This is a genomic window from Microbacterium sp. 13-71-7, from assembly GCF_002257455.1.
In the GTDB taxonomy this organism is placed as follows: domain Bacteria; phylum Actinomycetota; class Actinomycetes; order Actinomycetales; family Microbacteriaceae; genus Microbacterium.
Map to the genome: position 1 here is coordinate 1 of NZ_NCKN01000033.1, position 24,286 is coordinate 24,286.

Below are 24,286 nucleotides of genomic sequence, written 5' to 3' on the forward strand. Positions count from 1 at the left end.
CCAGCGGGGTCGATCTCCCCTTCGGCGACTTGGCGGTCCAGCGCCACAGCAGCGTCCAGGCTGGCCAGCAATGTCGTCTCGAGCAGCGAGACGAAGATCTTGTCCTTGGTGGCGAAGTGGTAATACAACGTCGCCTGCCGGATCCCGACACGGTCGGCGATCATCCTCGTCGTTGTGCCCGCGAACCCGTGCGTAACGAAGAGGTGCGCGGCGGCATCGAGGATCTGTTCCGGCACCGTCATGTTCGATTCTTCCGCGTGAACCGCCCGAGGGCGTCCTACGGGCCGTGTTGCGCCATTGCTCATGACGCCATCCTGTCAAGCTCCGTGCGGCGTTTCAATCAAGTGATCGAAACTTCCATATCGAGCGACCGATAGATAATGTCGATCGGGCCTGGTCAACGGTGTCCACGGGGGATAGCGCGAGCCGGAGTTCGTCACTCCGGGCGAGAGGTGAGCGTGAGCCCTGTCATTCATGATCCTGCGTACCCAGGCGGCTGAAGTAGTGGCTGCAGTCGTCAGCATCGTTGTTTGCTGCAAGTTCCAAGGCGCGTCGACAGGGTCCAGCGGTCGCGATGATCAGGTTACGCCTCCCCGTGGCGATGGTTGTGGCGCGATTGTCGTCGCACGTGAGGCTATGAATCGTTACGGCCCGACGCGCGTCGTCCTCGCTGCACCAGCAAGCGTCACGACGCGAGTTGTCACGGGCGGTGCCAGCCAGGCAGGGCACCTCAGGGCACCGCTGCGGCGACACTTCGCATCCCGCACGGAATCCCACGTCCGTCATCCCTGCGCCAGGAGGCGAGAGGTGGAGGTTTTGGAACTTTCGTCCGGAGTTTCAAGCAAGTGCCAGACAGGAGGCTTGCCGTGAAGTCTCCTGAACTTCATGAGCTCAATCTGGGGAGAATCGTGGGTCGCGTCCAGCGCAATGAGGGAAGACGCCGGTCAGTAGTGCCGATCTCGTTCACCCTCGGAAGCGGCGCGCCGGATGAAGCCGTTGAGTTGCAGGACCTTGGCTGGCAGCCCGACCCTACGCCGCCTGCTCGATCGTCGGTTGAAGCCGTACGCACCACTGCTTGGTTGGTGGCCCGCGTCTGGTCGACACCGGCGAAACTGAAAGCGCAACGGGTCGTGCCCGGCACGATCCGCACCATCTTCACAGCGGACGGAAGCGCCAACCTATCCGTCGGAGGAAAACGTTTCGATCTGAACGCGGGCCAGTTCGTCATGCTGTCCGAGACCGAGGACCTCACGATCGAGAACAACGGTCTGTGGGCAAGGTTCGAGTGGATCCTCCGATCAACGATGCTCCGTGACTCGCCCAGAGATTGCGGTACGGCTATTACACTGCCGGACGGATATCAGCATCTGATCGGCGCCATAACGAACACTTTGGTTACAGCCCCGCAGATCGGGCGTGGACAAGGCGCCGGACTGCTCCTTGAAACGCTGACCGGTACGCTCGCCGCAGCAGTCGCAACAGCGGCGGGCCTGCCAACTTCCATGACGAGGCATCAAGCTGACCAGTACTATCAGGCCGTTCAGGTCATCGATGCGCGGCACCGAGATCCCGCCTTTAACGTGCAGTCACTTTGCCAAGCCTTGGCAGTGTCGATGTCCACGCTGCATGCGGTGTTTCAGGCTGCGGGGACAACGCCACGCCGCGCGTTGGAGGCACGGCGCGTTCGAACGGCGATGACCGAGATCTCGAGCAGATTGTCGGTACGGAGAGGATCGCTTGACGCGCTAGCTAAAGCGTCCGGATTCAGTTCCGCAAAGCAGATGAGGGCGGCGATCTCACGACACGATCCGGACCGACTCGTTGAGAGCACCCCCTGGGGTGTGGGATCGGCTCGAGCTTCGAATCAGGTCACAAGTCGGAACGCCCCCTCGCGCGTCGCGGCCCCCGTTGCTTCAGCTAAGCGCGATCGGAGCCATTGACGCTACACAGCAATGTCTGAAGCGTGGAAATGTCGGCGTCGTCCATTCACGATGTCGGCGTGGGTCATGCAAAACGACGAGCTGCCGTCATCGCGCGTCAGCGTTTGCGGGCCGCAGACGATCGCTCTGCGCGACCCAAATCTCCAGCTTCGGGGGTCAGATCTGCCTCAGTAGGGGATGACGTGCCATCGAATCCGTCGCACAGGAGAATAGTCAATAGCGGTCAAAACATAGCATCTTGCCTGGGTCAATCTGGAGGGGGAGGCCTTGTGAGCGAGACACCTGAGGGCACCGAGCAGCACTGCGACCGCAAACTCGTTTACCGAACTATCTATGTCGGTACTACCTGGTCCGTCCCTGAACTGGAAGACGACGAGGGGACCGATCCAGCTGCCGATGTCGAGCAAGGATAGTCCGGTGGTTCGGCAAGCGGGAAGCGGCACGGTGCGTCGGTAACGTGCTCAGACTTGCGATGGAGCGGCGCAATATCCGCCTGCGACGTCTGCACTGTTCGTTCTGTCTCTAACGTGATCGCCGTCGCCAACGTCTGGCGAGCTTCGGCGCGGCACCATGACGAGGTCCCGAGTATTGGTCGAGCCCGAGAAGCGCCCTGCGATTCCACGAACCCCCCCCAGGATCTGAGGCGGCACTCTGTTTGTCCAGAGCGCTGGTGGCCTCGTCGAGCCGACGCCTTGGCGGCTGGGGAAGGCAGGGCAATCGCTACCCGCTGCCGTTACCGCGAGATAGCCCGTGCGGATGTCGACGCGTAAATCCAGTGCCAGGCCCACGCAAGCTGGTCCGTGATCTGGTCGCCACGACTTCCAGCGGCCGGTCTCCTCTGCGCAGCCGGCAACCAGGGACCCATTTGGGAATCCGGGCGATATGTCACTGCCGGGCCCGCCGCGGAAGCGCGCGCGACGACTTCCGAGGTTGCTCGCTCGGGCCCGGCCAGGAGCGCGTCGATCCCGCAAGACACCGAGCGCGGGGTGGCCGTTTCCGACTCCGAGGGAATGCGCATTGGATCTTCTGGACCCCCGATGCGGAGGATTGGAACAGGTGACTCGGACATGGCGGGCATCCTGATGTAATTCGATGTACGGTCAGTTCGTCGGCGGACCCCAGCCCGTCTGCGACTCCCAGATGGCCGTCATCCGCCAGGGGGGATGGCGAGGTGCGGCCGGTATTTCCCGCCGGCCGCACCGCCCCCACACCTGTAGACCCGATCGGTTGTCAGCCCGGTTGAGACCCGCGTTGCCCGTGCATAGACGATCTAGATGGAGAACTCATCTGCCAAGACAGGAAGGTGGGGTGGAACAGGATCCAACCCCACCGTTCGAATCGCGGCGATATTCAACGCGTTAGCAAGGCGACTGGCCCTTCCCAACTGGCCACGATGAGATCAGTGCGACGGCCTCCGAAGTCCAAGATTAGAAATTGGGTCCGTAGTACGCGGGTGACGTCCCCTGGTGTGGTGGAGATTCCGATCGGGTTGTCTGCGTCGTAAACGTGGATGAGCCATCGTGCGATGGTCAGTGAGAACTGTCTAGGAATCTCAACGTAAGGACACAACGTACGATGGCTCTTGACCAGTCTGCCCTCCTCGAGCTCCTCGGGGAACTGAAACTCACCGATGTCACCGACCGGATCCGTGTCGCGACGGAAACGCTTTATCAGGAGCTGATCGATGCGGAAGCTGCCGCGTTCATCGGCGCTGGCCCTTTCGAGCGCTCTGCGGAGCGGGTCACGCAACGTAACGGGACCCGTCCCCGCACTCTCACGACCACGGCTGGAGAGTTGGATCTTCGGATCCCGAAGCTGCGCCAGGGGAGCTTCTTCCCACCACTGTTGGAGCGGCGCCGCCGGGTCGATCAGGCCCTGTTCGCGGTCGTGATGGAGGCCTACGTTCACGGTGTCAGCACCCGTAAGGTCGACGACCTGGTGAAGGCGCTCGGCGCGGAAACCGGGATCTCGAAGTCCGAGGTCTCGCGGATCTGCGCGAATCTCGACGAGGACGTCGCCGCGTTCCGGGACCGGCCACTCGCGGACACGACCTACCCGTATGTGTTCCTCGACGCGACCTACTGCAAAGCCCGCGTCGGCCGACGGGTGGTCTCCCAGGCGGTGGTCGTCGCGGTCGGCGTCGCCGACGACGGGCGCCGGGAAGTCCTCGGGTTCGAGGTCGGAGAGACCGAGTCGCAGCCGTTCTGGACCACGTTCCTGCGCTCGTTGAAGGCCCGCGGGCTGGGTGGGGTGAAGCTCGTCATCTCCGACGCGCACACCGGGCTGATCGCCGCGATCGAGACCGTGTTCGCGGGTGCTGCCTGGCAGCGCTGCCGGGTGCATTTCATGCGCAATGTCCTCACGGCCGTTCCGAAGGCGTCGGGGCCGATGGTCGCGTCGATCATCCGCACGATCTTCGCGCAACCCGACACCGAGCACGTTTTCGCCCAGTTCCACGAAGTGGTGCGCATGCTGACCCGGTCGCACCCGAAGGCCGCCGGGATGCTCGAAGACGCGAAGGATGACATCCTCGCGTTCTGCGGCTTCCCGCAGCAGCACTGGCGGCAGATCTGGTCCACGAATCCGCTGGAACGGGTGAACAAGGAGATCAAACGCCGCACCGACGTCGTCGGCACGTTCCCGAACCCCGCCGCGCTGCTGCGCCTGGCCGGGCACGTCCTGATCGAGCAGCACGACGAATGGGACGGCGCTGACCGCCGCTACTTCAGCGAGCACTCCATGAAGCTGCTCACCGCCACCGACGAGGAGGTGGCGATCCCCGAACTCAACGCGGCATAATCACAAAAACTGACCCGCACGGTGTCGAGAAAATCCACCACCCAGCGGGACGTCACCAGTACGCGGGAGGGCAGGTGTTGGGGTCAGGAAACTCGGTGCTGATCTGACAGTTCGGACCCCAGGACGGACGCCGCCACCGTGGGAATGTCGGTAGCTGCGGCAATAACGGGCAGCGCCCAGGCTGCCCCCTTGACGATAGTGCGGCGTGATTTGGCAGTCCGGCTCGATCTGTGGCTTTCCATGGACAATGTGATCTCCTCTGGTTCGTCTGCGGCGGACACCGCAGACGCGCTTCGCCGTTCCAAGGTGAGCGCAGGAGACGTACCCCGATACCTGGAGTGCATCCCCAGCGCGTCATTTCCATGCAAGCTCTCGGTTCACGGGGGCGAGTAGGATGCCTTGATAGGACTGGAGGAACTGGGGCAGTTCTTCGGATGTTTAGCTGGATAGATTCGCCGCGGCAGTCGACATGGCGACGCTGCGTCCGTTGGTGAATCAGGTGTCAAGGGCAGCCTGAACAACGCGTCCCAGCGTCGTCGCAAAAGTGCGATCACCGGATTTGATCGGCGCGGCTAGCCTTTGATTTCGGCGAGCATGGAGCGCTGGGATGCCGCACGGCCCCTGTCTGGCTCAATGAGCGGACCGCTCACGTGACGGGTTCCTGCGCGCTCCAACTGCTAGCCAAGCGCTCGATTGGTTGGGAGGCGCCGACCCGACAGGCGCTTGCCGTTCCTCGCAGGTTTGGTGCGGCCGGCTAGCCCCCCCCAGACCAGCGGCAGCGCGGCTTGCAGTCGATGGCAGGGGGTCCGGCGGTGCAAGCCGCGCTCTCGAAACGTATCGCGGGCCGACGCGTCCGCGCTCCGGATTCAGATACTGGTCGCGAGAACCGCGCTTGTTGTGTCGCGATTTCCACAGGTGTGGAGGTCTGTGTCGGTCAGCGGTGGCGGCTCGACTCGTTCTCGCTGAGCCTGATCCTGGCGGGGAGCGATCAGGCTCTGTACCGCAGGGTGGCGTCGAGCATGACGCCCGCCTTGTGGCCGCTGGTTTGCTCGGTGTGCTGGGATCCGCGGTAGTCGACGAGGAGTAGCCGTGCGCGTGGTCAGCCTGTGTTGCGTTCCGCGCTCATTTGCACGAAAGTCTTGCATATCTGTCAATCGATAGATATTGTCTTGGCAACCAAAAGAGGACGCGCAGACGACGTGGCGGCCTCGCGCGAAACGGTCGATGAAGGAGTCCTCATGATTCGTACAACTTTGTACGTTCACCCCCGGCCAGGTGACGCTCAGCGAGTCATCGATCTGTACGAAGAACGCGGCGTCGTCGGGCGTGCGATGACGACACCGGGATGCCACAGCATCGAGATCGGGCTCCTCGCGCCGCGGCGCCAGATGGTCGTGGTGACCGCGAAGTGGGACAACCGCGAGTCGTACGACACCTGGCTCAACTGCAAAGACCGGGCCGCAGACATCGAAGCTCTCTCGCCGCTGCTTTCTGATCCGCCGACCCCGGCAATGATCGTGGAAATCACGGGAGGTTCCGTGTCGCTGACTCCTGCGGGACAGCAAATGTCCGTTGAGGCCGCACAGTGAGGGCCGGTGAGGTGCGCGTCGGCGTAGACATCGGAGGCACGTTCACGGACTTTGTCGTCCAAGACGTGGCGACCGGTGCCACGAGAAACCACAAGGTGCTCAGCACCCCAGAAGATCCCAGCATCGGAATGCTGCAAGGACTGGACGAACTCGGCATCGTCGACGACGCCAAGGTGCTCGTGCACGGAACGACCGCCGGACTTAACGCGCTGCTGTCGCGCTCTGGAGAGCGGATCGCGCTCGTAACGACAGCAGGGTTCGGGGACGTTCCGGTGATCGGCCGGGGCGGCAACGCGGACATCTGGAACCTCCGCCCCGTCAGGCCGGAGCCACTCGTCCGGCCGGAAGACATCATCACGATCGAAGAGCGCACCCGCTTCGATGGTCGGGTCGACGCCGGCGTGGCAGAACAAGACGGACGGCGAGCGGCAGCGTGGTTGATCGAGGAGGGAATCGACAGCGTGGCGGTCGTGTTCCTCCACGCACATCAGAACCCGGCCAATGAGCTCGCCATGCGAGCGCATCTTGCGAGATTTGCCCCAACCGTTTCTGTCGTGCTCTCTCACGAAGCAGCCCCAGAGCAAGGCGAGTTCGAGCGCATGTCGACCACGCTCGCCACCGCATACGTGGCGCGCACCGTCGACAAGTACCTGAAGAACCTGGCGGTCGAACTCGACCGGCGAGATTGCCGTGCGCCGCTTCAAGTCATGCGATCGAGTGGAGGAATCTGCTCCGCCGAGCTCGTCACACGGCAGCCCATCCAAACGATCCTGAGCGGGCCAGCAGGCGGTGTGGTCGCTGTCGCCACGCTCGCCAAACGCCTATCCCGTCCGAATCTCATCGCGATCGACATGGGCGGCACGTCGTCCGACGTGAGCCTCGTTGTCGACGGGAAGAATGTACTAGCCACTGAGGTCGAGATCGCCGGGCAGGTCATGCGAATGCCGGTCGTCGAACTGCACACCATCGGGGCGGGCGGGGGATCGATCGCGAGAACCGAGGCGGGAGGCTTGCGGGTTGGTCCTAAGAGTGCCGGGTCAACGCCTGGGCCTGCATGTTACGGCCGCGGTGGCACAGAGCCTACAGTGACCGATGCGCACTTGCTGCTCGGTCGAATCGATGCAGAGCGTTTCCTCGGAGGACACATGCGCTTGGATCGTCGTGCCGCTGAGCGGGCCATTGCTGCGCTCGGAGACCTGCTCGAGATGCCTACCGAGCAGACGGCCGAAGGCATCCTTGCCGTGGCGAACGGCCTCATGGCCAACGCCATTCGCACGCTCGCTATGCGTCGCGGCGTGGATCCGCGAGAGTTCTCCCTCGTCGCGTTCGGCGGGGCGGGCCCCCTCCATGGAGCCGCCCTCGCGGATGAGCTCGGGATCACAGAGGTGATCGTGCCGTTCGCCACGGGCGTGCTCTCGGCGTGGGGAATGCTTCATGCAGACGTCAGGCACGACCTGTCCGCTCCTATCTCCGGCCTCGCGGACGATCCTGAGGTGCTCTCGCGCCTCGACGTTCTCGCAGAGGCGCTGCGTGCGGAAGGGAGCCGGCTGCTTGATCTGGAGCGCGTGCCAAAGGAACAACGAGAGTACATACTCTCCGCCGACATGAGATACGTGGGCCAAGAGCACACCCTCACCGTTCGTCTCGATGACGCTGTGAAACTGGCCGACAACTTTCACTCCGCGTACCGGTCACGATATGGCCACGCGATGCAGCGAGCCGCTGTCGAGTTCTCGAACGTTCGTCTCGCCGCAACCGGAGTCACGCCATCGATGGATGAGGGCCTTCGTCCCACCCGAGCAGATGCGACCGCCGAGCACAGGGACGTCTGGTTCGCGGGGAGCCGTCACCGAGCCGGCATCGTATCCAGGGACTCCCTGACAGCCGACGCGGTACGAGGACCTGCCGTGATCGAGGAGGCGGGATCTACCACACTGGTGCCGCCGTCGTGGGAGGCAATCCGCGACGAATCGAATGCCATCGTTCTGAGAAAGGTGAACTCATGAGTGTCGACATCGTTACCACCGAGGTCATCAGGAACTTGTTCATCTCTGCCGGGGAGGACATGCATGCGACCCTGGTTCGCTCCGCGTTCCAACCACTGCTGTACGAGAACGAGGACGCCGCGGTAGCCATCCTCGACCGAAACGGCGACGTGCTCGGACAATCCAGCGGGCTCCCTTTGTTTCTCGGGAACCTTGACGAAGCCGTCAAGCAAGGGCTGCGTTTGAGAGGCGCCGCTGGCCAACTGTCACCAGGCGACGTTGTCATCCTCAACGATCCATACATCCAGGGAACGCACGTCAACGACGTGACCCTGTTCGCTCCAGTGCATCATCAGGACGAGCTCGTCGGCTTTGTCGCCGTGCGTGGCGACGTCACCGACGTCGGCGGCAAGGACCCGGGCGGCGGCACCGAGACGACCACCATCTACCAGGAAGGCCTCCGTCTCGGACCAATCAAGGTCGCAACCGCGGACGGCCCGGTCGACGATGTTCTCGACGTGATTCGGCGCAACAGCCGCAGCGGGGACCTCATCGTCGGCGACATCAATGCGATGATCTCGTCCTGCCTCGTCGGCCGCCAGCGGATGCTCGACATCATCGAAAGATTCGGGGTTGAGACTGTCGAGTCAGCACGCGACGCGATCTTCGAGCAGAGCCGCCGTCTTGACCTGGACACCGTGTCGGCGATCCCCGACGGCGAGTACTACGGTGACGGTCTCCTCGACAACGACGGAATTCAGCTTTCGGAACCCGTGCGGATCCCGATCCGGATCATCGTCGACGGACCACAACTGACAGTCGACCTTCGGGAAAGTCCCGACGCAACGGCGGGGCCGATCAATTGCGGCCGGGCGCAGGCCGTCGCCGCCGTCCGCGTCGCCTACAAGCTCCTCTTCGCCCCGGAACGATCCTTCGACGGTGGCTGCTTCAACAACATCGAAGTCCTCACACGCCCGGGATCCGTTCACCATGCAGAGGAGCCGGCCGCGTGCGGGTGGTACTACACCTCCCTGGGGCTGATCATCGATCTCTTCATCAGCGCGTTCTCCGAAGCTCTACCGCAAATCGTGACTGCCGCGCAGTTCGGGGATTCCATGATCTCGTACTTCGCAGGCATCGATCATCGCGGTGAAGAGTATCTTTGCGTCGAAGCTCATGCCGGTGGGTGGGGCGCTTCCATGCACGCGGATGGCGTCGACGGAATGATCAACGTCATTAACGGGAGTTTCAGAAACACCCCAGTTGAGGCGCTCGAGGCCCGGTACCCGATCACGGTGACCGAATATGCCCTTCGTCGAGGTTCCGGCGGGCAGGGTAAGCGCCGGGGCGGCGACGGAGTGACACGGGGCTATCGTTTGGATGCGCCTACGAAACTCTTCCTTTGGCTAGACCGGTCGATCACACCTGCATGGGGTCTGCGCGGAGGCGGCGCCGGCGCCCCACCGCGTGTGGAGATCATCGGAAGCGTGCGCCGCGACGACTTGCTGAAAGTGAACGGTCTTGAACTCTCGGCAGGCGACGAGGTCCGACTTCACACGGGCGGCGGCGGCGGTTTCGGTGCTGCGTAGCGCAGCGTGCTCTCCCACTTGACCAGCTCGTAGAACGATTCGGGTGGCGACGAAGATGTCGCGACCCTTCACCTGAAAGGTCCCACAATGGGTACACCAAACACGCAGCTGACTCGCGCAGCCAGCCGACAAGACGCCGCGCCGACAGCGAAGTTGAGCGCGCGCCACATCATCTTCTTCGTCATCGCAGCCGCTGCCCCCCTAGGTTTCGCGGTCGGATCGATCCCTCTTGCCATTGGGCGCGGCGGGATCGGTGCACCGCTCATGTTTTTTATTGCAGGGGTGTTCCTGTGCGTGTTCGCACTGGGCTACGTAGCCATGAGCAAGTTCGTTCCCAACGCGGGAGCATTCTTCTCGTACATCTCAGTGGGCCTAGGGCGCCCGCTCGGAGTGGGAATCGCATTCGTTGCCACCGCCGCTTACGCGATTATCGCTGTCGGCTCGATCGGCCCGTTCGCGGTGTTCGCCGAGCAGGCGATGAAAGGAGTCTTCGGCGTTGGAGTGCCGTGGCCCGTGTTCGCGCTCATCGCTGTCGTCGTCGCTGCACTGCTCGGACAGCTGAACGTTGAGCTGAACATTCGTGTGCTGGGCGTCATCATGGTCGCGGAAGTATTTGTCCTCGCCATCCTGGGCGTTGCCGTCGTCATTCGCGGGGGCGCCTCCGGCCTGTCACTCGAGGCGCTGAGCCCGTCCGCGATCGCTGGCGGTCAGGTAGGTGTGCTCCTGCTGATCGTGTTCGCGGCATTCGCAGGGTTCGAGTCCACAGCGTTGTTCCGAGAGGAAGCAAAGGACGCAGTCCGCACGCTGCGCCGCGCGACGACCGGGTCCATCGCCATCATCGCCGTCCTCCAGGGGTTCGTCGCGTGGTTCATAGTGCAGGCCTACGGCGCCATGGCCGTGACCACCGCGAACCAGTCGCCGACAGAGATGTTTGCTCACGCTGCGTCACACTATGTCGGGGACTGGCTGTCCAACACGATGTCCATCCTCGTTGCGTTCAGCTGGTTCGCCTCGGTCCTGGCTTTCCACAACGCTACGACGCGTTATCTCGTCGCTCTTGGGAGGGACCGTGTGGTTCCGGCTGTGCTCGCCCGCAGGTCGCGTCGCACAGGCGCCGCGTGGGTGGCGGCGGCGCTTCTGTCAGCGTTCGTTCTCATCGTCATCGTCATCTGCATCATCACAGGGATTGACCCTTACCTCGAGCTGTTCATCCTCGGTAGCGTCCCGGTGGCGGTCAGCATCCCGGCAATGGAATGTCTCACCGCCGTGGCCGTGCTGGCCTTCTTCATACGTGACAGGCGGGGACAATCGGTCTGGGTCGCATTTGTGGCGCCAGCCGTATCCGCGGTGGTCCTGGCGGTGGTCGTCGTGCTCGTCCTTACGAACATGGAGTTCTACACAGGTCAGAAGGGCGCCATCAACTGGATCCTGCCTGGGATCAATCTGGTGTTTCTCGCGCTCGGCGTCGGCCGCGCCGTGTGGATGAAGCGGAGGACCCCAGCGCTCTATGCGGAGGTTGGCGGGCGCGCGGTTCTTGAGAGCTGAACGTTGATAGTCGGCTAGATCACACACTCGTTGCTCGGCCCGCGTTTGGCTGACCTTCCTGGGCCGAGCAATGAACGTCGTTGCCGTGGACGGAATGCTCTGATGTGGTCGTCATACGGCACTTCAACGTCGTCGTGAGTGACTTGCCTGTGCTGATGTTGCACAAGGCCGCAACCGGCCCAGTGTGGCGAATTGCTAGGTGCTCGCTTGCTCTCGATCCACGCCCGGATGACTGCTGCCAAGGCAGGCCTCTTGCGGCTGACGTGTGCCTCGTCGGAGAACCGGGCCACTCGCGACACGGTGCCGCTACCTTCGAGAAGCCTGAGAGGATCGCTGATCGACGCACCAGTGTGGAACACCAGCGTCACGTTCTTCTTCGAATCGGGAAAGAAGGACGCGATGTTCCCACGAAACATGAACGTCGGCGCCTGCTACTTGATTGATTCCGTCACGACCGGATGATCGCTTCACGCACCAAGAGCAGCAGACCACGTTGCGGGTTCCCGTAGGTCGCGAGCCACGTCTCCACTTCTGAGCTTCGATCTATCACGGGGCTTCCTCTCCATCCAATTGGGTCGATTCAGTATCGAAGATATGGGTCGGGCCGTGCAGCGATGCGATGTGTCCATTCCTGCTTCCCAGCCTCGCTAGCGGCGAGGCCACGCGACATCGCCTTCATGCGAAGTCCGTACACAACGATGTGGTCGGCATGCCGGCCACACGCCGACCACATCTGTCTCTTCGCAACGGCCTTTGGCCGATGGAGTCGTTCGGGCGACACTCCTATTGCTCGACTCTGTCCGCCCTCGGTAGAAGTGGTGCGGCCGGTCGAATGACCGGCCGCACCTGCCACACCCGAAGTGGCAGTACGACACTCACAAAACAGCAGTCGCGTCTGGGGTTCCGCCTGCTGAAGGGGCCGTGCATCCAACATACGACGCCAGGAATATGCGACATCGGATCCTGCAGATACCTCCGGTTGCGGTGGCCAAAACCTCGAACTTCTTGCGCCGAACGCCCAGCTACGGCGTCGTTGTCTCGATCGCGTTCGTCGAGCGGACGACACCGCGCCGCTCATCGCCCTGGGCTTCGACCGCTATCTCAGATGCCAGACACGTTCAGGTGTGGACAGCTTGTCCCCGGACCGACGGAATTGAGACGCTTGGGCGACCGCAACGCAGGAAATGCGACAAATGCTAAGGATGACGCATGCGGGTGCCACACTGACGGACATCGAAGAGCCGCAGCCTCTTCGCAGGTTCAGCGATGAGGTGCGTCGTGGCAATAGTCCTTGGTCGCGGCCACCATGCGGTCATCGCGGAGACCGTGTGCCGGAAGCGGCGTCCTCCGAGCCCGGATGTCATGTTGGCGGGAATCGGCGGAACGAGACCCACGCATGACCACGTTCATGGTGTGCATCGATACCTCGTCCTTTTGGTTCCCAGGAAGCACGACGACGGTTTCAGGAAGCTTCGTGTCACCACTTGGAGATCGCAGGTACGTGGTCAGCTCCGTTCGGCCGTACGGACTCGAGATACGTACCGAGTTCGGTACCCGACGGACTGCAGACGTGGTGGACAAACGCCAAACGGTTGACGCTGCTCGTGTCAGCACTGCTAGGGCGCGCCGCGCAGGCCGTGTGCGCGCCAAGAACACGGAGTGAACGCACATGGACGACTGCGGCGAAGACGGCTGGCGAAGGGATTGGTGGGAGCGTGCGACCTGCGCCCGCGTCACGCCGGACCTGTTCGTTCCCGAGTGCGGCGAACTCGCTGGCCGAACGAAACGAGTTTGCTGGGAGTGCCCGGTGCGTCAGCAGTGCGTGGTACATGCAATCGTTGCGGGGGAGGACACCGGGGTGTGGGGCGCCACCACGCCTCGGGAACGACTGCTGCCGTTGAGAAGGATCGGCGACAGGGTCAGCTTCGAGAACGTCGCTGCGTCCGTGTGTCTCAGCGTGGACGCTGTCCAGAGGATTGCCGAGGTTCAGAAGACACTGTCCGGCCGCGCATGACCGCGCTCATCAACTCCATGGCGCAACCGACTTGTCGAGCGAGCCGCCGGCTCCGCCAGAGAAGGGCGTTTCGGTGCGCAGAGGCGGACGGACATCGACAACGTCCGTCCGTTCGTTCGTTCGTTCGTTCGTTCCGATATTGATGAGATCCGACTATCGCGCGCAGATTCACTCCGGAAGTCGCTAACGTGACGTCCGAGCTCGTTGTGTACGAACTCGCTGTCAACTCCGCTCAAGCCGAATGGGTGAACGATGCAGGACGACAGAAGTCGATGTCTAGACCGCGACATGGTGCGAGCTTGAGGGGCAGATCACACAACTCACCCCCCCTGCGCGGGAGAGGCGGGGAGGGTAGCTTCAGCGTGCTGCATGATTCCGCGGACCGCGGACGAATCGACGGGTGTCGGCGATCATCACCTCCGATCACGGCGGAGCACCGCCCTGCTCGAGGGAACTGGAGGTCTCTCGCTCCCTATAGGAACCATCGATAGTTCCCTATTCACCAGAAATTGATCTGCGGCCATGATCGGAGAGTGGTACGTCATCATGGCCTTGCGTCGCCTGGGTGATGCCGAATCGACAGAGGGCTGTCGGTTAGTCTCCAGCGAGCTGGCAAGGACCACATCTGGTCTTGCGTCCATGAGTCCGCCCGCAGACACTCTCGGCGGCAATTCGCGCTTCTGGCCGTGGAACTTCACGATACATCGTGGCAATGTTCGTAACTCAACGGCAACCAGCTCAAGCTTGTGGCAACGGCAGCAAATTACTTTCCTGCCGATATCATTAGTGCAGGAACGGCCTTTGTGGGCCTCGTCCAACGACGGGACCCACAAAAGCCGAGTCCTCACTGACGGCAGGCGGTCAGCACCAAGTGAGGTTCACGGTTCCCGGAGAGCGCGTCCCTGAGGTCGCGGCAGCTCCGCCGGAATTGCTAATTGAGCCGACGACGCCCGGGGCGACGTAACTGGCGCCACCAGCGCCTCCTCCCGCAATGTTGTTGTGCGTGAGTGGGCTGCTGATGTTCCGATAGGCAATGGCACCGGAGCCACCTCCATGCGAGTAACCGCCTCCGCCAGCTCCGCTGCCGACGTACTCCGTGGAGACGCCGTCCGCTCCGAGGCGCCCAGTTACCACGCCATTCGCGCCATTAATTCCTGAGGTTGAAAGCCCCGCGGTGCTCGCAGTAAGCGAGCCGGACGCCACGCCGCCCGCTCCGCTGGCGAACCCACCGCCGGCGACGACAGCACCGGCAGACATCGCTCCGCCGTTTGTGCCCGCGTTGCCCCCGCTACCGCCAGAAGGAGTGTCGTAACTCCAGCCGAAGGAGCCGCCGCCGCCACCACCACCGGCGACGATCAGGGGTGTGCCGCTGAGAACAATTGCCGATCCGCCGCCACCCCCTCCTCCAAGGCTGAAGTACGTGGGAGTCGAGCTCAGGGTGGTCGAGCCACCTGCGCCGTAGCCTCCTCCGCCGGTGTGCTGGGTTCCACCGCCGCCTGTTCCACCGATTCCGCCCTGTCCGACATAGATCGTGTAGGCGGTGCCCGGAGTTACGGTGAGAGTTCCTGTGACCAGTGCCCCGCGCCCTCCGAGAGGACCAATGAACCCCCCACCGCCGGCTCCGCCCGAGACACTGTAATTCACCGTAGTCACACCTGCAGGAACAGTCCACGTGTAGAGTCCGCCAGTCGCCTGCGTCGAAGACGGCACGGTGAACGTGGCGGACCCGGGGGCGCAGACCGACGCGCTGGCCAACGGGGTCGCAACGCTCGCCGCGATCACCGGCACCGACCACGCCGCGCCCTTCACAATCGTGCGACGCGATATCTTCGACGATGCTCCGTTCGTGACGACTTCCATGTTCCCCATACGTTTCCTCGTTCCACCCAGCGTGTTGAACAGTTGGCCGACGCGCTGTGCGAGCGAGACGACCATCATTCATTGGACACGACAGTTCACGCCGGCTCTTTCGGCTCGAAGAAGTTCGTATGAACTGGTTGTCCTGGCTGGAAGTTGTGGCCCGAGGGGTCAACGGCAACGGAGGGGTGTCTGCGACAGCCCTGGGCTGGTCGCGGGAGAACACCTACGCGTCAGGAAAATGGCATGCCACGCTGCGTGCGCCATGAGACAGGAACGCGGGAGTCTCTTTCGTGCATCGTTCCATCGCCAAAGGGCATCGCAGTCGGAACGGACAGCCCGTGGCAGCAGCGCCCGCTTCTGCGCGGGGACGATCGGCGGCTGGGGGCCTGTCCATGCGTGGCAGCGCGTCGATGAGTGCAGCCGTGTAAGGATGCGCAGGACGTCGCAAGATGTCCCTGGTGGGCCCCATCTCGACGACGCGACCAGCGAACATGACTGCTGTGGTCTCGCAGAGTTGTTCCACGATTGAGAGGTTGTGGGTGATGAGCAAGTACGTCAGGTCATGTTCGTCCCGTAGCTGTCGCAGCAGCATCAACACACGGGCCTGAACCGTGACATCCAAGGCGCTGGTGGGTTCGTCCAGGAGAAGCACCTTCGGGCGCACGGCGAGAGCCCGGGCTATGCAGACACGTTGCCGCTGCCCGCCGGAGATCTGGTGCGGAAATCTGTCCGCAATCCGCTCGTCCAAGCCGACGTCCGCCAGCAGAGACAGGATCCGGGCGCGTCGGGCCTCGCCGCGAAGCGCAGCGTCGGGTGATACCCCGATCGCTTCGGACAGGGCCGAGCCGACCTTCATCCGTGGATCGAGCGCTTCGGTCCCGTCTTGGAAGACAGGCTGGATCGTTGTTCGGTATCGGCGCCGGCCTTTTCGGTCCAACTTTCCCAAGTCGGACCCACGATAGAGAACTTCGCCGGACACCGGGCGGAGCAGCCCCAGCAGTGCGCGGGCAATGCTCGTCTTGCCGGAACCGCTTTCCCCAACGAGAGCGAGTCCGGACGGGCCAGGCGCAAGCGCGAGCGACACGTCGTCGACGACCCTGTTGGAGCCGTACGCGAGCGCCACCTTCTCAAGTGCGAGAAGCGGCGTAAGAGTGTCATTCATGTGTGTTCCACTCCGGAATCGCGGCAAGCAGTTCCTTGGTGTAGTCAGATTGGGGGTGGAAAAGCACCTGGTCTCGGAGACCGTCCTCGACCACGGCGCCGTCTTTCATCACGATGATCCGATCAGCCGTCGCGGCAACCAAAGCGAGATCGTGGGAGACGAACAAGATGCCCTTTCCACCGTCCTCTCGTAGCCGGCGCAGGAGACGGATGATCTCGGCCTGCACCGTCACATCGAGAGCGCTGGTCGGTTCGTCGGCAATGATGCACTTGGTTTCAAGGGCGACAGCCAGACCGATGCAGAAGCGTTGCGCTTGGCCGCCGGAGATTTCGTGAGGATATCTGCGCAGGATGCTCGGAGGCAGCACCACATCGGCCAGGGCCGCCTCAATACGTGCGCGTGCAGATGCCCGAGTGATGCCGTGGCGCGCCAGGGCGAGCTGAGCGAATCGTCCCAGACGCATTGTTGGGTTCAACGCGGCCTGAGGGCTCTGCGAGACGAGCGTGAGCTCCGCGCCGTGGATGGACGCCAGCTTCCGCTCCGAAGCGCCGATCAGCTCCACGCCGCCGACCCGCACCGAGCCAGAGACCTCTGCCCCTGACACTTCGCCCAGGCCAAGAATCCCCATCAATGCTGATGTCTTGCCTGAACCGCTTTCACCGACGATCGCCACGCATTCACCGGAGTGAATCACGAGGGAGGAAAGGTGTGATGCGATGACCGTGCCGTATCGAACGGTGAGGCCATTCACAACGACAAGCTCAGTCATAATGCCCTCCGGCGGGGGTCTAGGGCGGAGCGGAGGCCCTCTCCGAGCATGTTGAACGAGAACGCCGTGAGAAGAATCGCGAGGCCAGGGAACAACGCGACCCACCAGTCAGTGGTGAAGAGCGTCATGCCCTGCGACACCATGAGGCCCCACTCTGGCACGGGCTCTTGAGCCCCGAGACCGAGGAATGACAGTGACGCGGCGGTCAGAATCACGCCTCCTGCGTCGAGGGAGAGTTGCACAAGCACCGGTGTCAGCGAATTCGGCAGCACATGCCGGACGATCGCCCGCACGGGGGAGACCCCCAGAGCGCGGGTGGCGTCCATATAGGTGCGGCTGGAGATCGCGGTCGCAACGCCCGCCGAAAGCCGCGTGTACCACGGCCACCAGGTGAGAGCGATCGCCAGGACTGCTGTCTGCAGACTGGGGCGAAGCACGAGCACGAGAGCGAGTGCGAGCAGCATCGAGGGGAAGGCGAGGAAGACGTCCGTGAGTCGCATGATGATGTCTCTCAGCCACCCGCCAAAGTACCCGGCGATAACGCCGAGGGTGACGCCGATCACAACCGCAAGCGCGAGAACGGCTACAACGATACCCAGGGAGGTACGCGCGCCGAAAATAACGCGGGTCAGCACATCTCGACCCACCTGATCGGTGCCCAGCCAATGGGCGGAGCTCGGCGGCTGGAGTGCTGCAACCGGATTGACGGCACCGAGTGCGTCAGCGGGATAAGGGCTGATCACGTTGGCGAGAACGGCGGCGAGTACCAGTACGACCAGAATCACCTCGCTGACGCGGACCAGGGTGTTCCCTGGGCGGCGGCGTGCCTTCGTGACAGACACCAGTTCGGTGCGGGGTCCTGAGGTCGCGGTCATTGGAGTTTCACTCTCGGGTCGATGACCGTCTGTAGGACATCGACGAGTAGGTTCGCCGTGACGTACGTGAGCGCGACCACGAGCGTCACGCCCGCTACGGCTGCGGTGTCAAGCGAGCGGAGGGAGTCGGCGGTGTAGCGGCCGAGTCCGGGCCAGTTGAAGACTGACTCGACCAGAAACGTGTTGACAAGCGAGTATGCGAAAACGAGTGCGAGCACGGTCAGCATGGGGTTCAATGCCGGTCGCAAGGAAAACCGCCAGAGCGTCGCCGTGCGTGTGAAACCGAGGGCACGTTCGAGCCGGCCGTGCTCGAGCGATGCCTCGTCGGACACGGCAGCGCGCGTCATCTGGGTGACCACACCGAGCGGGTATGCCGCCACGACGAGCACAGGTAACGCCAGATGCTCCATGGCGCTGAGCAGGATCGGCCCGTTGCCGGTGATCGCTGCGTCCAAGACCGTCAAGTTGGTGATGTGGATGAGCGGCGACGTGGTTTGCAGAACTGTGTCGTACTCCCCGGCCACGGGGAACCACCCGAGTTTCGTGGCGAAGGTGGTCTGCACGACGATCGCAAGGAGGAACACTGGGAATGATGTGACGAACATCGATGTGATGCGAATGCCACCGTCCAACGGCTTGCCGAGATAACGTGCCGCGAGCATCCCCGCCGGGACCCCCAGCACGACGGCGATGGTGAGTGCAGCGAAGACGAGTTCGACTGACGCGGGGAATGCGACCAGGAGATCATTGAAGACCGGCTGCCTTGTGCGGAGGCTGGTGCCCCAGTCTCCCCGGATCAGTCCCGTCACGTAGGTGGCGAGCTGGACTGGGAGAGGCTGGTCGAGGCCGAGCTGCTGACGTGCGTGCGCCAACTCGGCTCGGGTTGCTCGCGCCCCTGCGTACGCGGAGGCTGGATCTCCGGGCAGTAGCCGGACAACCACGAAGGTGAGCGCTACGACTCCCGCCACTACGAGACACGCCTGCCCGACGCGGCGGAGGAGGTACCGAATCATCAGTTTCCCCCGGGCCCCATGCCGTAGACGAAGGGCACGTTCGGATAGGCAGGATTGTCGGCGTACCCCTTCACGGTGCCGCTCCATGCCCGCTGGTACGTCTGCACGTAGAGCACAGCAGATACCGCATCATCCTGCACCATCTGCTGCAGCTGCTCGTAGCTCTTCTGCGCTGCGCCTCGGTCTGTGGCTGTCAACGCCGGGAGCCCGTCAATGAGCGTGTCTGCGGCAGGACTGTTCCAGTACGCCATATTGAAATATGCAGGATCGGCCGAATGATAGAGGTTCACGAACCATGAGTACGGGTCGGCATAGTCCGGGTACCAGTACATGAGGAAGATGTCCTGGCGCTGTGCGTGGTCATCGGACTTGCCTTTGTCCCACTGGGCGTTCCACTGAAGCGGCTGTGCCTGCAGCGTCACACCGAGCTGCTGCAGCGACGAGCTGAGGAGTGTGGCGAACTGCTGCTGGTCGCTGTCGCCCTGAGCGTAGGTCATCGTCAGAGTCAGCGGCTTGCCTCCGGGCCCGTAGCCGGCTTTCTGGAGCTCAGCCTTGGCAGCGGCGAGGTCCTGTCGTGGTGCGATCTTGTCGTCGTAGCCCAGAAGCCCTTCGGGAACGACACCGTGCGCGACGGTGGCAGCACCGCCGAGACTCGAGACGAGGCCGTGATAGTCGATGGCATCACGGACGGCTTTGCGGACATTGGGATCGGCCATCGGCCCGTCCGCGGTGTTGAAGAAGGCGATGAGATTCTGGAAGGAAGGGGTGCTGGAGGTCGAGATGCCAGTCGTGTGCTTCGCCTGGTCGAACAGCTGAGGGGTCAGCCTTTCGACCATTTGGACGTCACCACTTTGCAGCAGCTGCCATGCCGTGGTGAGGTCGGGTGTCACGCGATACTCGACACTCTTATAGTGGGAGCCCTTCCATCCGCCCCAATAGCGATCGAACGCGGAGAGTGTGACTTCCACCTCCTGGCCTTTCGCCCACTTCTTGACCGTGTACGGGCCGCTTCCCGCGTCCTTGCCCGTTGCGACCCACTGCTTGAGGTCGGCGCCAGCGCCGGCGTTGACGTCGTAGACGTACGCTGCGTAGGCGGAGGAAGAGATGAGGTCAATCGGTGCGGGGTACTTCAGAGTGAAGACGACGGTGTGAGGATCCGGGGCGCTGATCGCATCCACGGACTCCCAGATGTAGGCGGCTCCTCCTGCAAGCTTCTGGGTTCGCTCAATCGACTCTTTCACGGCAGTCGCGTCAAGGGTACGTCCACTGTGGAATTTGACGCCGTCTCGAAGGGTAAACGTCCACGTGCGTCCATCGTCCGATGATTTCCACGACGTGGCGAGCAGCGGCTCGACCTTCTTCGTGGTCGTGTTGTAACGAGTCAACGTCTCGTACACGTTGCCCATGACGCGGATCTCGTTGGAGTACGAGGTCGCAGGGTCCCAGTCGGTCACGACGTCGAGGTTCGGCGCGTACACGAAGGTGGAGGAAGACGCCGACGTGGTGCTCGAGGCGTGACCCGTGCAGCCGCTGACGACCGTCAGCGCCACGAGCGCAGTGAGTACCGCGCCGGCGATGCGCATTCTGCGAAGTTTCATTTTCATGGTTCCTTTGCTTCCGACGTCGTCGTCGGAGTTTCTCGGGTCAGAGCCAAGCCAGAGGTCCCGCGGCTTTGACAGAGACGCGGGTTGCGGGCTCGGGCAGATACGTCAGCGGTACTTCGACGAGTTCGACGATCTCGACGCTGGCGGGGTCAGCACCTGCCTGGACCGCACGCTGGCGGGCCGTCTCGCAGGCATGGTCAATGTTGGACTGGCGGTCCTGGTTCGCGGGCACGATCACGTCCCACCTCCCGCTCGCTAGGGCAATCGCCGCACCGACGGCGTTTGCGACATCGCCGTGGTCCGGGCGGATGACGTCGCTCGCACCCGGGATATGATCGGGCGCCAGGAACGCACCACCGCCGACCACGATGAGGGGCCGCGCCTTACCAAGCGACATCGTGTCCACAGCGTCGCGGAACATCTCGTCGGCGATGCCGAGACCGGCGGCGAGATCATCACGGCGGGAGGTTGCCCTGCTCGACGATCCGATCGATGCACGCCCAGCGATCACGCCCGCGTCGGACAGCGTCGCCGTCTCGCCGCCGAAGATCAGTGCCTGACTCGTGAGCTGGTGACCCACGGACTGTGGGCCGACGCGAATGAGTCCCTCTTCATTTCTGATGATGGTGCCGCCGCCGAGACCGATGGCCATGACGTCTGGCATCCGGAAGTTGGTGGCGACACCACCGATGTGCACCGCGGCGCTCGATTCGCGTGGTAGCCCGTTGACGAGCACACCGAAGTCGGTCGTGGTGCCTCCGACGTCAGCGACGATGGCGTCTTGGTGACCGGAAAGGAACGCGGCGCCGCGGATCGAGTTCGCGGGCCCGGATCCGATAGTAAGAACCGGGTATCGCGCTGCGAATTCCATGGCCATTAGCGTTCCATCGTTCTGGGCGAAGAACGTCGATGCCGACAGGCCCCGCTCCTGAAGGACCTGGTCGAGTGCGCTGGTCACGTCCTGCGCGACATCGTGCAGTGCGGCGTTCAGGACCGTGGAGTTCTCGCGCTGGATAAGACCCAATTGGCCGATCTCGTGACTCATCGAGATGACGATGTCGGGCCCGAGCATCTCGCGGGCGATCTCGGCGACTTCACGTTCCTGGTCGGCGATGATCGGGCTGAACACGCCTGTGATCGCGACGGCGTCGGCGACGCCGGAGACTCTTCCAAGAAACGCGCGAATTGCCTCAACGTCGAGCGGCGCGATCGGACGCCCGTCGATGAGGTTGCCTCCGCCCGCCAGCAGTTCTCCCGCGCTGAGCGCTTGGCGAAGATCCGCGGGCCAGACGTGCAACGGCATGATGGAAGAGGTGGCGGGCGCTCCGAGCCGGATGACCGCAACTTTGCGAAGTCGACGTCGCTCAACGATGGCGTTTGTTGCGGCTGTCGTTCCGAGCATCACTCGGCTCACCCGGGACGGATCCTCGATGCCGTTGAGGACATGAGCGAGAGCGGTTCGCATACCGCCGGTGACGTCGTCACTGGTCGGCTGCTTGGTCCATGCAAGGACCTTGTCGGTGCCGTCGAGCACCACGGCGTCCGTGTTGGTGCCGCCGACATCGATGCCGATGCGGAGGTCGCGGGAGCGGTCAGGAGTGGACATGCGCAATTTCCTCCACGGGCACGTAGTCGATGTTGTAGCCGAATGCTCGGGGGCCGGCGATCGCAATGCCACGATCGGAGCGCCAGAGCGGCGCGCACGGCCAGGCCAGCACCGCGACGCGCTGGCCGTAACGGACCAGCTCGGTTGCGATCGCGTGGCCGCTGTGGTCGTCGACGACAGAAATGAGGTCGGGGACGGACGCAAGCACCTGCCCCTCTTCGAGAACGATCAGGTTCTCGTTCTGGACTTCGATCCGAATCATCCGGCCAGTGTCGGAGCCACTGCCGTCAACGACAATGCTTCCTCGCACGAATCCACCCCCGATCCGCCGCTCCACATCCACAACCTTGCCGCGGATCAGAATCCGCGCCCCGAGCGTCTCCGTGAGTGCGGCGATGGGATCGTCGGTGTTCTCCGTGGCCCGGCCGATCTGGATAGCCCGCGTCACCGTTCCTTCGATGACCGCGCCACGCAGGCGCGCTGCGGGCAGGACGTTGTCGGCCATCAGCGCGTAGGATCCGGCGGCAATCGACACGGCGCGGCTGATGGCCTCCGCCCATGCCCAGCTCACCGGGGTGAGGATCGTCACGTTGCCGATCACGTCGGCGAGCGTGATGTTCTCGATGGGGAGCCCCGCCACGTTCATCGACACCATCTGAACTTCGGGGAACGCCCGTCCCATACCGTCCGCGTCGACGAGGGGGAGTCCTAGTTCCGCCGCCCACGACACGGCGCCCACACCGTTGGTCCCGCCAATCTCGGACGACATGACTGCGACGCAGGCGCGACCGAAATGCTGCTCGACCGCGTCGCGGACGCGCCCCGCCTCCTGGGTCCCATGGATCATTTCGTATCCGACTGTCGGTGCGCCGATGCTCGACAGGGGGAGTACGAGACCGTCGTCAGGCAGGTCAGCGAGCGAAACAAGCGGTACCGGGCCGTGCCCGTCCAGGGCGTTGAGAGCCATCAGGCGTCCGGACTCGACTTCGCCGCCGCCTCCCGTGCCGAGAATCGCGCAGCCCCGGGCGAATGCGTCGATGTCGGCGTGTGTGATCAATTCAGGCATGCGGCCAGCTAAGTACCTTGGTTCCCGTGATGCTAGGTGCTCGTAGCCTGACAAATCGCTCTCCACTGTGTTTACAAACCAATAGACTCGCAAAATGGTCACCATCCAGGAGCTCCTCGACGACGGTGCAGGGATCGAGCTCACCATGCTCGGCGGAGCAGTACCCAGCGAGGATGTGGTGCGGGTTGTCATCGCGGAGACCCTCGAAGAGGTCGGGGAAGCGACTGGCAAGGTCCTGGTTGTCGTCACGCCGGGCGCGCTGCAGGGGAGGGAACCGTACGAGTTCGATATCGCGATTCGTAAGGGAGCCGCACAGGGGATCGCCGCGGTGCTGTTGATGGGTCAAGAACAGACGCTCCCGACCGCTGCGCGGATTGCGGAGCGAAGCGGAATAGCAATCCTGACTGCCCCTCGAGGAGCATCGATAGCGGACACGGTGTTGGGAATCGACCGGCGATTGCGGAGCGACCTGGGGGACCAGGTGGACCGTGCCCTTCAGACCATCGACCGGCTGAGGAGCCGATCTGAAGCGCGGGCGCTCGAGGTCCTGCTCGCGGAAGCCTCATCCGCGATGGGAGTACGAATCGGGCTGACCGACGAGGTCGACGGGGAACCGGTGATCGTGAACGGCGAGACCCGGTACCGGCTTGTGGCCGACAGAATTACTCTCGCAGCGCAGCTGAGCCTTCCCGTGGTCGCGGCCGCTGCCGCCCGCTGGCAAGAACGCAGGGACGCCGAAGATCAAGCCCCGGAGCAGGTGCGGGCGGAGGCGCTTACAGACCTTGTATTGCGCGAATCGAGTGCGATCGCGCTCGGCGCTGCGGACAGGCTGAGGGCAACAGGCCTCATACCCGAGGCGACCCATGTCGG

The 24,286-nt window shown here is 63.4% G+C and carries 17 protein-coding genes; 9 read left to right on the top strand and 8 right to left on the bottom strand.

From position 1 onward, the window contains the following. Positions 1-242: helix-turn-helix domain-containing protein (locus B7X32_RS05165; RefSeq protein WP_292717016.1), on the bottom strand; the 242-nt coding region annotated here is incomplete at its 3' end. A gap of 624 nt (positions 243-866) precedes the next feature. Here B7X32_RS05165 and B7X32_RS05170 point away from each other — a divergent pair. The 8 genes from B7X32_RS05170 (at position 867) to B7X32_RS21050 (ending at position 13,461) form a co-directional block, all read left to right on the top strand. Next, on the top strand, positions 867-1,940 hold the full coding sequence (locus B7X32_RS05170) for a helix-turn-helix domain-containing protein (RefSeq protein WP_292717018.1): 1,074 nt from the start codon (positions 867-869) through the stop codon (positions 1,938-1,940). Positions 1,941-3,515: 1,575 nt separating this feature from the next. Further along, a complete protein-coding gene (locus B7X32_RS05175; RefSeq protein ID WP_292717021.1) occupies positions 3,516-4,739 on the top strand; it encodes an IS256 family transposase in 1,224 nt (407 codons plus the stop codon). Positions 4,740-5,977: 1,238 nt separating this feature from the next. Next, positions 5,978-6,328, top strand: coding sequence for an antibiotic biosynthesis monooxygenase family protein (locus B7X32_RS05180; RefSeq protein ID WP_292717024.1), 351 nt, complete (start codon positions 5,978-5,980; stop codon positions 6,326-6,328). Further along, positions 6,325-8,334, top strand: coding sequence for a hydantoinase/oxoprolinase family protein (locus B7X32_RS05185; protein WP_292717027.1), 2,010 nt, complete (start codon positions 6,325-6,327; stop codon positions 8,332-8,334). The genes B7X32_RS05180 and B7X32_RS05185 overlap by 4 nt, the downstream gene beginning before the upstream one ends. Continuing rightward, positions 8,331-9,902, top strand: a complete 1,572-nt coding sequence (locus B7X32_RS05190) for a hydantoinase B/oxoprolinase family protein (RefSeq protein WP_292717029.1) — start codon at positions 8,331-8,333, stop codon at positions 9,900-9,902. The genes B7X32_RS05185 and B7X32_RS05190 overlap by 4 nt, the downstream gene beginning before the upstream one ends. A gap of 87 nt (positions 9,903-9,989) precedes the next feature. Then, entirely contained in the window at positions 9,990-11,447 is a 1,458-nt protein-coding gene (locus B7X32_RS05195) for an APC family permease (RefSeq protein WP_292717031.1), read from the top strand. 228 nt (positions 11,448-11,675) lie between these two features. Further along, on the top strand, positions 11,676-11,909 hold the full coding sequence (locus B7X32_RS05200) for a hypothetical protein (RefSeq protein WP_292717033.1): 234 nt from the start codon (positions 11,676-11,678) through the stop codon (positions 11,907-11,909). A gap of 1,207 nt (positions 11,910-13,116) precedes the next feature. Beyond that, positions 13,117-13,461, top strand: coding sequence for a WhiB family transcriptional regulator (locus B7X32_RS21050; RefSeq protein ID WP_366246956.1), 345 nt, complete (start codon positions 13,117-13,119; stop codon positions 13,459-13,461). 2,083 nt (positions 13,462-15,544) lie between these two features. Here the strand turns inward: B7X32_RS21050 and B7X32_RS05205 are convergent. From B7X32_RS05205 to B7X32_RS05235, 7 genes are all read right to left on the bottom strand, one after another. After that, a complete protein-coding gene (locus B7X32_RS05205) occupies positions 15,545-16,483 on the bottom strand; it encodes an ABC transporter ATP-binding protein (protein ID WP_292717036.1) in 939 nt (312 codons plus the stop codon). Then, on the bottom strand, positions 16,476-17,252 hold the full coding sequence (locus B7X32_RS05210) for an ABC transporter ATP-binding protein (RefSeq protein ID WP_292717039.1): 777 nt from the start codon (positions 17,250-17,252) through the stop codon (positions 16,476-16,478). Before B7X32_RS05210 ends, B7X32_RS05205 begins: the two co-directional genes overlap by 8 nt. Beyond that, positions 17,249-18,127, bottom strand: coding sequence for an ABC transporter permease (locus B7X32_RS05215; RefSeq protein WP_292717042.1), 879 nt, complete (start codon positions 18,125-18,127; stop codon positions 17,249-17,251). The genes B7X32_RS05210 and B7X32_RS05215 overlap by 4 nt, the downstream gene beginning before the upstream one ends. After that, entirely contained in the window at positions 18,124-19,140 is a 1,017-nt protein-coding gene (locus B7X32_RS05220; protein WP_292717045.1) for an ABC transporter permease, read from the bottom strand. Before B7X32_RS05220 ends, B7X32_RS05215 begins: the two co-directional genes overlap by 4 nt. Continuing rightward, positions 19,140-20,723 (bottom strand): ABC transporter substrate-binding protein, encoded by a 1,584-nt coding sequence (locus B7X32_RS05225; RefSeq protein WP_292717048.1) that lies wholly within the window; start codon positions 20,721-20,723, stop codon positions 19,140-19,142. The genes B7X32_RS05220 and B7X32_RS05225 overlap by 1 nt, the downstream gene beginning before the upstream one ends. A gap of 61 nt (positions 20,724-20,784) precedes the next feature. Beyond that, entirely contained in the window at positions 20,785-22,350 is a 1,566-nt protein-coding gene (locus tag B7X32_RS05230; RefSeq protein WP_292717050.1) for a hydantoinase/oxoprolinase family protein, read from the bottom strand. Further along, a complete protein-coding gene (locus tag B7X32_RS05235; RefSeq protein ID WP_292717053.1) occupies positions 22,337-23,416 on the bottom strand; it encodes a DUF917 domain-containing protein in 1,080 nt (359 codons plus the stop codon). The genes B7X32_RS05230 and B7X32_RS05235 overlap by 14 nt, the downstream gene beginning before the upstream one ends. 94 nt (positions 23,417-23,510) lie before the next feature. On the opposite strand from B7X32_RS05235, the gene B7X32_RS05240 reads away from it, so the two are divergent. After that, positions 23,511-24,286: hypothetical protein (locus tag B7X32_RS05240; RefSeq protein ID WP_292717055.1), on the top strand; the 776-nt coding region annotated here is incomplete at its 3' end.

Bases quoted from the DNA above. Each gene is read 5' to 3' on its own strand.
- B7X32_RS05175 (WP_292717021.1), top strand. From the start codon at position 3,516: ATGGCTCTTGACCAGTCTGCCCTCCTCGAGCTCCTCGGGGAACTGAAA.
- B7X32_RS05180 (WP_292717024.1), top strand. From the start codon at position 5,978: ATGATTCGTACAACTTTGTACGTTCACCCCCGGCCAGGTGACGCTCAG.
- B7X32_RS05190 (WP_292717029.1), top strand. From the start codon at position 8,331: ATGAGTGTCGACATCGTTACCACCGAGGTCATCAGGAACTTGTTCATC.
- B7X32_RS05195 (WP_292717031.1), top strand. From the start codon at position 9,990: ATGGGTACACCAAACACGCAGCTGACTCGCGCAGCCAGCCGACAAGAC.
- B7X32_RS05200 (WP_292717033.1), top strand. From the start codon at position 11,676: ATGACTGCTGCCAAGGCAGGCCTCTTGCGGCTGACGTGTGCCTCGTCG.
- B7X32_RS21050 (WP_366246956.1), top strand. From the start codon at position 13,117: ATGGACGACTGCGGCGAAGACGGCTGGCGAAGGGATTGGTGGGAGCGT.
- B7X32_RS05205 (WP_292717036.1), bottom strand. From the start codon at position 16,483: ATGAATGACACTCTTACGCCGCTTCTCGCACTTGAGAAGGTGGCGCTC.
- B7X32_RS05210 (WP_292717039.1), bottom strand. From the start codon at position 17,252: ATGACTGAGCTTGTCGTTGTGAATGGCCTCACCGTTCGATACGGCACG.
- B7X32_RS05215 (WP_292717042.1), bottom strand. From the start codon at position 18,127: ATGACCGCGACCTCAGGACCCCGCACCGAACTGGTGTCTGTCACGAAG.
- B7X32_RS05220 (WP_292717045.1), bottom strand. From the start codon at position 19,140: ATGATTCGGTACCTCCTCCGCCGCGTCGGGCAGGCGTGTCTCGTAGTG.
- B7X32_RS05225 (WP_292717048.1), bottom strand. From the start codon at position 20,723: ATGCGCATCGCCGGCGCGGTACTCACTGCGCTCGTGGCGCTGACGGTC.
- B7X32_RS05230 (WP_292717050.1), bottom strand. From the start codon at position 22,350: ATGTCCACTCCTGACCGCTCCCGCGACCTCCGCATCGGCATCGATGTC.
- B7X32_RS05235 (WP_292717053.1), bottom strand. From the start codon at position 23,416: ATGCCTGAATTGATCACACACGCCGACATCGACGCATTCGCCCGGGGC.